The following is a 7,837-nucleotide window of genomic DNA, read 5'->3' as shown; positions in this document are numbered from 1 at the left end:
TTTTATTATATTCTTAGATTCCGACTCGAAAACATTGCTGTTTAAAAAGTCATTAGGAAGGTTATCCTTAGTCAAAGAAACATCAATTTCTTGTGCTTTACCTCGATTCAAAGTCACATAGCCTCTCTTCTCAAGAACAAACAACAACTTAAGAATTTCACTTCTTCTAGTTAATCCATTCGAATAGCTGTCAAGTAAACACTCATAATCTTTAGGGTTCATTTTTTCCGCTGAAGAATGAGAAACCACATAGACTGTTTTATCATTACTGATAATGTCAGTTAAAAAAGCCAACTTCCTGTAGTCTCTAAAAAATCTCCCATCACGACAACCTAAAGAATCCAAAATAACAAGAACGGAATAGCAATAAAGATAGAAATCTTCACCGCTTAAGTACATTAGCCTTTTCTTTGTACTTACATCACTCATCACTACACTCATCAAAAGCTAAAAAACACCCATCAAATAAATTCCAAATAATTCCTTCTATTGTTTTATCATTAGAAATCGTATATTTGTAATCGGTCTTTAACTTAGAAATATCTTCTACTGCTTTTGATAAGAGCGTTTGAAGAACAGCATCCAAGTCGTTGCCGCTTTCAGGGGCTACATATCCATCATCTGAAAAATATTCTTCACAAGCTTCAAAAACACGATACTTCAAAGACAAAAAAGACTTGTCTGCTTCACGCTCTTCATACTTAGAGCCACTTGCTTTTCTTGCTAACAGTCTAATTCGACGATCTGAAATATCCTCTATTACTGAAAGTACTTTTTCCTTCAGATTTCGCTTGTCGGTCACATCCTTTTCAAGCTCGGCGATATAGCGCCAAGTAGGGTCTATACTCTCGTCTGGAATTTGAGACTCTGCTTCTTTAAAAATCAGTTTTACATCTGAACTATGAACCAACTTATCGACTAAGTTTTTACTATTTTGCCTTTCACTCAGCTTATCCATTAACAAACAAAATATTATTTTTTCTTTGCCTATATGAGCATTGTTGTGAAGTGGTGAATACTCAATATCCTTTAAAACTGTCTGCTTGAGAGCATCCTCATCTTCCTGACCGAAATGCCATAAAATTTTCCTCAAAAACTCTTTAAACCTATCAGCACTTAGACCCCGAAGCGTTTCTAAGTTTCCTGACTTAGACTTTTCTTTATATTGGGAAGCGTACTCTTCAACAAGAATTTCTTTTACTAAATTAATTGTATCGTCTGAAACATCATCAAACGATTGAAGAATTTCTAAAATTGGTTTTTCTGGTAGAGCTATTTCTTTACCGCTATTGAGCTTGGATTTTCTTTCCTTACCGACATCCCTCGTCGTGTAAAAGCCCAAATATACGCTGTTGCTGGTGCGAAATTGATCTACATAGATGTCATAAAAACTGACCAACGTATTTATAACCGGAGGACTAAAAATTGTGAAATTGCCATTCAAGTCATAATTCTTGTCTTCTTCGAAGTAATTACTGACTTCTCCATCTACAATAGTCTGATGGGAAACATCTTCGAGATTTTCCACCGCAGTAAAAAATACAGTACTTCTATCCTGCTGAATCGTTTGCAGCATGAGCTTAATCGCCCTTATGAGCTGTAATCTAAAGCCTTTGCCAGAGTCTCCAGCTTCCCTATTGATAGTCTCTACTGCCATAAAAAAGTGTCATCTTGATTTAATCTGGACAATGTACACGATCACTCTTTAAAAGTTAACCCACAGCTATATTTCCTCTGCAAAGTATGATAGTTCGATGTCCGCTCCTAGCTCAAAACGGAAAACCATATTTTTGGCTTATTAAAGTTAGCTGTTACTGGTCAAGACAGCTAGTCAGAAACACACACGATTCCTTCATCTATCTGGCCTATCGCTCTAAAGGGGACCTTTAGCATGTTAGCTCTATGAAATTTTCTGGAGCTGACAATGAGAACCCCTTTGTTACCTTGGTTTATCCTATGGGTGACCATCCCAATCATTATTTTCTTTGTATTCATCTTGCCCGCCCATGCTAATGATGGGCCATTCTATCAGCGTGGTCAGGAAGGCTGGTTTTGGTATCAGGTTATAGCTGAGCCTGAACAGCCTGATGAGCTTACAAAGCCGGAATCTGGTGTCGTGGAGTCCAGTCAGAGCGAACTAAAGCCTTTCAGTGCAGCTTGGTTTCGTGAGCACATGCAGTCGTTTATGGACAAGGCGATTGATGAGCCGACGAATGAGAATGTCAGAGCCTATCTGTATCTCCAGCGAGTCATGATGGATAAGGGCTCACAGTTTGCTGATGTTAGTCAGCAGGTGGTCATGGGCGATCCTGTTTTAGATGAAATCAGTCGCAGACCCTTGGCGACCTATGCTGCCAATCGGATGGATCGAGAAGCTGGCGCTCAACGTGATGTAGCTTTAGGTGAAGTAGCAAAACGGGCTGGCTTGTTCTTCTTCTATCGTTCGGATTGCCCTTATTGCCATGCTCAAGCGCCTATCATCGAATCCATGGCTTTGAACTACGGTTTCGAGGTGTTTGCTATTGCTGTCGATGGCTTGCCTTTACCAAGTGGAGAATTTCCAAATTACAAAGTCGATTCAGGACAAGCACAATCGTTGTCCGTTACGACTGTTCCTGCGGTCTTCTTAGTAGACCCGCCTAATGTCATCACTCCGATTGGCCAGGGCGCAATGAGCCTTGATGAGCTCAATAATCGAATCATTCTTGCAGCCCATCAAGCCGGTTGGATTGACGATCAAACTTACTATGCCACCAGACCTGTTCAGCCCGGCGTTTCACTCGCGATGTCAGCCCAAGAGCTTAACGAAAAAATATTACAGGACCCTGAGTTCCTTGTTCGCTATCTGCGTGCACAAGGAGGGTTATAACGATGAAAAAAGTATTCCAAGTATCGCTAATCGCCTGTGCGATTGGTTTTTCATCTATGAGCCAAGCAAGCTTGCAACAGGAGATGAATCAGTTGTTTGGTTCAATGACCAACACCACTGCGCCTGGTGTATTCGAGAGTCAGCGGCGTGGCGTTATATCTGGTGGAAGTGTTGTTGTTCGTAACAGGATCATGAACGAGAACCTCGTCTCTATGGTGCCTCCGTCATTCCAAGCCGGTTGTGGCGGCATTGATATGTTCGCTGGAAGTTTGTCATTTGTTAATGCAGATCAGTTTGTTCAATTACTTCGCTCTGTAGCGGCAAATGCCAAGGGATACGCATTCCAATTGGCGCTCAGTGCTATGTGTGAGAAATGCTCCCAGCACATGGAGACACTGCAAAAGAAAATCCAGCAGTTGAACGAGTATTTTGGCAATTCCTGTCAAATGGCTCAGGGAGTCGTGAACGATACCCTGGCCGCCTTTGGTAAGAAGGGGCAAACAGAGGCCAGCATGTTGAGCTCACTTAAAGGGGCTGGAGACATTTTTACCAGTTGGAGTGAGTCCAATGGTAAGAACCCTTACGAGAATGCTTCAAGTGTCGCGGCATCTGATGTGAACAAAACGATTAAAGGTAACTTGGTCTGGCGAGCACTGAAACGTCACTCGGCATCAAGCTGGTTTGCATCGGGGGATGACCGTTTTCTTGAAGCGGTTATGTCCGTGACGGGCTCGATCATCGTTGGTGATTTAGCGAATGCGGCTGATGGTCAAGGTAAAGCCCCAAAACTGACCAGACTGAATGGCAATAAAGTGACTATTGAGCATCTAATTCATGGCGGTAACGTCGCTATGTACCGATGTGACACAGTGACACAAGACGGCTGTCTAAATCCGACAATCACTAACGTGACCCTAACCGGGTTATCAACTCAGGTCGAAAATTTACTTCTTGGTACAGGTTCTAGTAACGGCATTATATTTAAGTTTGCTCGAAATACTGGGGCAGCTAGCACCACCGAAAAGGCTTTTATGACCTCGGCTCCTGCAAGTATTGGCGGCATGATTCGAACACTTTCTGCATTAAATGAAGGGGCTGCTAGGTCGTTTGCTTCAAGAGCTGCGCCATTTATTGCTGTTGAGATGGCCCGAGCATTGGTTGAAGACATGCTCAATGCAGCTAGAAGTACCTCCGGTGTGGAAGATCATGCCTATGCGAAGTTGTTAACGGAAGACCTTGAACGTGCACGTCGCCAAATCAATGAGGAATACGCCGCGTTACAGCGAAGATACGGTTCAGAGCAAGAATTGCTGGCGCATTTTAACCAGGTGATTCAGACCATTCGCAAGCAGCGTTATTACACCGTTAAATCTACGGCACTGGGGGAATAGGTCATGTGGGAGATCTATTCCATCGGGGATTCGGCATTTTTAGAGCAGGTCTTGAACGCTGTCGCGATGATTACTGGTACAGGCGACTTTACTTCAATGGTTCGCATTGGCTTGCTCATTGGGGTATTGATGGTCTCTGTTCAGGCCTTAATGCAAGGTGGTCGAGGGATTAACTTTCAGCACGTTTTAGTCTCATGGATAGTCTTTGCAACCATGTTTGGACCCAGTACCCGTGTGAGCATTGAGGATGCGTACACGGGACAAGTTCGAGTGGTTGATAATGTGCCCATCGGTGTTGCTGCCGCAGGCAGTACAATTTCGACTGTTGGATTTCAAATCACGCGATTGTTTGAAACGGCGTTCTCAACTCCCGCCATGACGGAATACGGCTTTGCATCCAGTTTACAGACACTGATTAAAGTGAGAAAACAGGTGATGGATCGCTCTGGGTTGGGTGATGCAAATCGTGTCGGCGGCTCGGATATCGAGCAATCTTGGTTTAACTACATTAAAGAGTGCACCTTGATTGGTATCGACATTGGCCAAAAGAACCTCGATCAGGTGCTGAGTGATCCTAACCCGATGACTGCGATTAGGTTTGATTCGCGCATTTATGGCACGCGCATCATGCTCAGTGGTAGCAGTAGCGATTTGGACTGCACCGATGCCTATAGCCAACTGAAACTCATGACAGAATCAACCTTCATTCCAAGGCTTAAACAGGTTCTGTCAGCCTCATTGGGAACTTCGTCAGCCACTGATACTGATGACGTGATCCGAAATGCACTGAATAATCTTGGTTTGGCCTCGGTTAACACCCAAGAGTACATGACCGCGTCGGTGCTTTTACCTATTTATGAGCAAAGCGTGACGGGCAAGTATATGGATGATCAAGCTTTCACCGCAGCCGTTATGGTTAACCAAGCGATTGAACAGCGCAATACACAATGGGCGGCGGAGCAGACCCTGTTCCAAAGTATCGTTCGTCCGATGATGACGTTTTTTGAGGGTTTCATTTACGCCATCACCCCTTTGATGGCCTTTGTGATAGCCCTTGGCCAAATCGGGATGCGAATGGCTGGGAAGTACTTGTTAATCCTGCTTTGGATTCAACTTTGGATGCCTGTCATGGCCATCATTAACCTGTATATTCATTTAACCGTTGCAGGGAAAATGTCGGCTCTTGATGCCTTTGCAGGTACAGAAGTGCCATCTTTTGCCGGGATGATGCAGATGGATTCAGTGCTGCAAACCTGGATAGCGACTGGCGGCATGTTGGCGTCGAGTGTTCCGGCGATTTCGCTCATGCTCGTTTATGGCTCAGCAATAACCGCTACCCACTTGGCTGGACGTCTTCAAAACGGTGATGCCATTGATGAAAAGATGACAAGTCCAGATGTCGCGAAAAATGCCCCGGTAATGCAATCACAGTCAATGTTCCAAAATTCAGCCCTCACTGGTTCTGCTATGACCGGCGCGTCAAACCTACTAAGCAGTTTCTCTGTAGGAAACGCAGTGGGTTCAATGGTTGGCTCTGCAAAAGAATCCATGACTCAAGCAACCCAAGCCTTTAGTCGTCAGGTTGGGAATACTATGAGTCGAACTTTTGGTGAAAAGCTAAGTTACGACAACCTGTCTTCGGTTGGACGTCAGATCGGCTCATCTAACTCCGCATCTAGCGCCGTTGTTAATCAGGTTACTGATGACCTGCAAACTCGGTATGGTTTTGGAGACGATAAAAAAGATGCTGTACGTGGCTTGGTATCGGGCGTGCTATCGGGAGGCCTAAGGGTCGGTGGCGATGGAACTATTACTAATCCCGGTGAGAAAGAAGTTGCTGATAAGGGCTTTCTTGGAAGGCTTCTTGGTACTGGCGGCAATGATTCTCCACAGGGCAACTTGCCTGGAGTTGATAAGCCAGATTCATCTCGTGTACCAAAACTATCAAGGGTACGAGCTGGGTTGGATCTAGGTGGTAACTTTAGTGGCCAAGTTGAGTCGTCAGAAGGCAGTTCTCGGTCTACGACCGCAAATACGCTCACTGGGGAGATGCAAAGCTTGGCATCGAGTGATTCACGACGTGCTGAGTTTCGCGATGCGATGGTTAAGGACCTTTCAGATTCAAGACGCTCTGGCGTTGAGATGTCGTTGTCTAATCAAGACTATCAGTCACTTCAGAGTTCAGCACAAGACGTTATCACGGCATCAAACCGCTTTAGTGAGCTTGATCAGGCCAGCTACAGTCTATCAGGACAAAGGAACACGGATGGTGCGACGTTAACTCGATTAGCAGCGGATAATCCTGAAGTCATGGATTATTTAGGTCGCTATATGAACCAGCATGTTGAAGCAGGTAACCGATTACGTGAAAACCTTCCAATGTATCAGCGCTTGCTACCTGATGATAATCAGGCGTATGTGGCCGCAGCTATGGAGTCTTTAACCTATAGCAACTCCTCGACGCCCGCTGAACGAGACAATGACTATCAAGCAGCAATGACTGTTATGGCCATGGCTACCGGAGCCGATTTACGATCTATTCAGCCACGCTCTAATGAAGGCTTGTCATCAACTGCACCTACTTTTGGTGGCACTCAAAGCCAAGTGGAATCGGGTGTATTGGGCGGCTACGAGGATGCTGCAACTGTTCAAACTCAGTTCAACGCAGCTCAATCAGCTTACCAAACTAATTTGTCTGGTGTTGATGGACAACTAAATGCGCATCAACAACAAGCCCAACAGGCCGTAGTTTCTGACACAAGTACCTATCAATCTGGACTAAACAGTGAAGCTGGCTCTCAGTGGCGATCTCGCATTATGGCTGATGATAGCGGAGTTTCTGGTGCTGAAATGTTCTTCAACAGCGCCAGTGCTATTGGTGACTTCAGTGGCAAGCATACTGATGCAGCACTGCATACCTTGAATCACTTTGGCGAAGACTATGAGAGTTACAAGGAGCAAGCACTTGAAGACCCTAGCTCACGAGGTTTCTTGCACAATGCAACGGTGGCCAGTAAATCAACCTGGGATGGCTTAAAAGCAGCCGTTGACGCCGGAACCTCTTTGGAAAACCCATTGACGGCGTTTAATGATGCATACAGTGGATCGAGTTCGCAGTATGCCTCCGAAGTAAACTGGGGTACTAAGTCTGAAGCCATGTTGGCTGGGGCATTCGGTGCGGCAGTTAACAATCGATATGGTGAGTTCTTAGAACAGTATGCCGATGATTTTAAACAGGAAGCATACAGCGAAGGGCAGAGAATGGGATTGACCCCGATTCAAAGTCAAGTGTTCGCTCAAGCTTTCAATGAAGGTTTGGCGGGGCGCGTTTTCAACTCTGAAGACTCATCGAGTTGGTCGCCTGAAATGCTTGGTCTAAGGGAGCAAATGCTAAATGAGTATCGTCAAAAAGATGAGAGCGGTGCTTACATCCCCGACAGTGTGTCCGAAGAAGATAAAGCATTTGTGGATAAGCAGATTGCAGTGATCTCAAATGCATCCCTCGCTGGAGATTATGCTCAGAACAACTTGATCGATATTAGGGCCTATAACCAGGCTTCAGGAAGGAACTAAAAAC

The 7,837-nt window shown here is 45.0% G+C and carries 5 protein-coding genes; 3 read left to right on the top strand and 2 right to left on the bottom strand.

The genetic code is table 11. The features are described 5' to 3' along the window. Both LHL20_RS14480 and LHL20_RS14475 read right to left on the bottom strand, forming a co-directional pair. Positions 1 to 429: hypothetical protein (locus tag LHL20_RS14480; protein ID WP_226433797.1), on the bottom strand; the 429-nt coding region annotated here is incomplete at its 3' end. Next, a complete protein-coding gene (locus tag LHL20_RS14475) occupies positions 422 to 1,657 on the bottom strand; it encodes a hypothetical protein (RefSeq protein ID WP_105934052.1) in 1,236 nt (411 codons plus the stop codon). The genes LHL20_RS14480 and LHL20_RS14475, both read right to left, overlap by 8 nt. 267 nt (positions 1,658 to 1,924) lie before the next feature. On the opposite strand from LHL20_RS14475, the gene LHL20_RS14470 reads away from it, so the two are divergent. The 3 genes from LHL20_RS14470 to LHL20_RS14460 are packed head-to-tail and all read left to right on the top strand — an operon-like array spanning position 1,925 to position 7,833. Beyond that, positions 1,925 to 2,869, top strand: a complete 945-nt coding sequence (locus LHL20_RS14470; RefSeq protein ID WP_105934051.1) for a thioredoxin family protein — start codon at positions 1,925 to 1,927, stop codon at positions 2,867 to 2,869. Between the two features lie 2 nt (positions 2,870 to 2,871). Then, positions 2,872 to 4,260: a conjugal transfer protein TraH gene (locus LHL20_RS14465; protein WP_105934050.1), complete on the top strand. Its 1,389-nt coding sequence runs from the start codon at positions 2,872 to 2,874 to the stop codon at positions 4,258 to 4,260. 3 nt (positions 4,261 to 4,263) lie between these two features. Continuing rightward, on the top strand, positions 4,264 to 7,833 hold the full coding sequence (locus LHL20_RS14460; RefSeq protein ID WP_226433796.1) for a conjugal transfer protein TraG N-terminal domain-containing protein: 3,570 nt from the start codon (positions 4,264 to 4,266) through the stop codon (positions 7,831 to 7,833). Positions 7,834 to 7,837 lie beyond the last annotated feature (4 nt).

Origin of the sequence: Alteromonas sp. McT4-15 (genome assembly GCF_020515205.1) — a bacterium.
GTDB lineage: Bacteria > Pseudomonadota > Gammaproteobacteria > Enterobacterales > Alteromonadaceae > Alteromonas.
The sequence above is the reverse complement of the archived record's forward strand: the minus strand, read 5'-3'. Positions and strand labels throughout refer to the sequence as shown.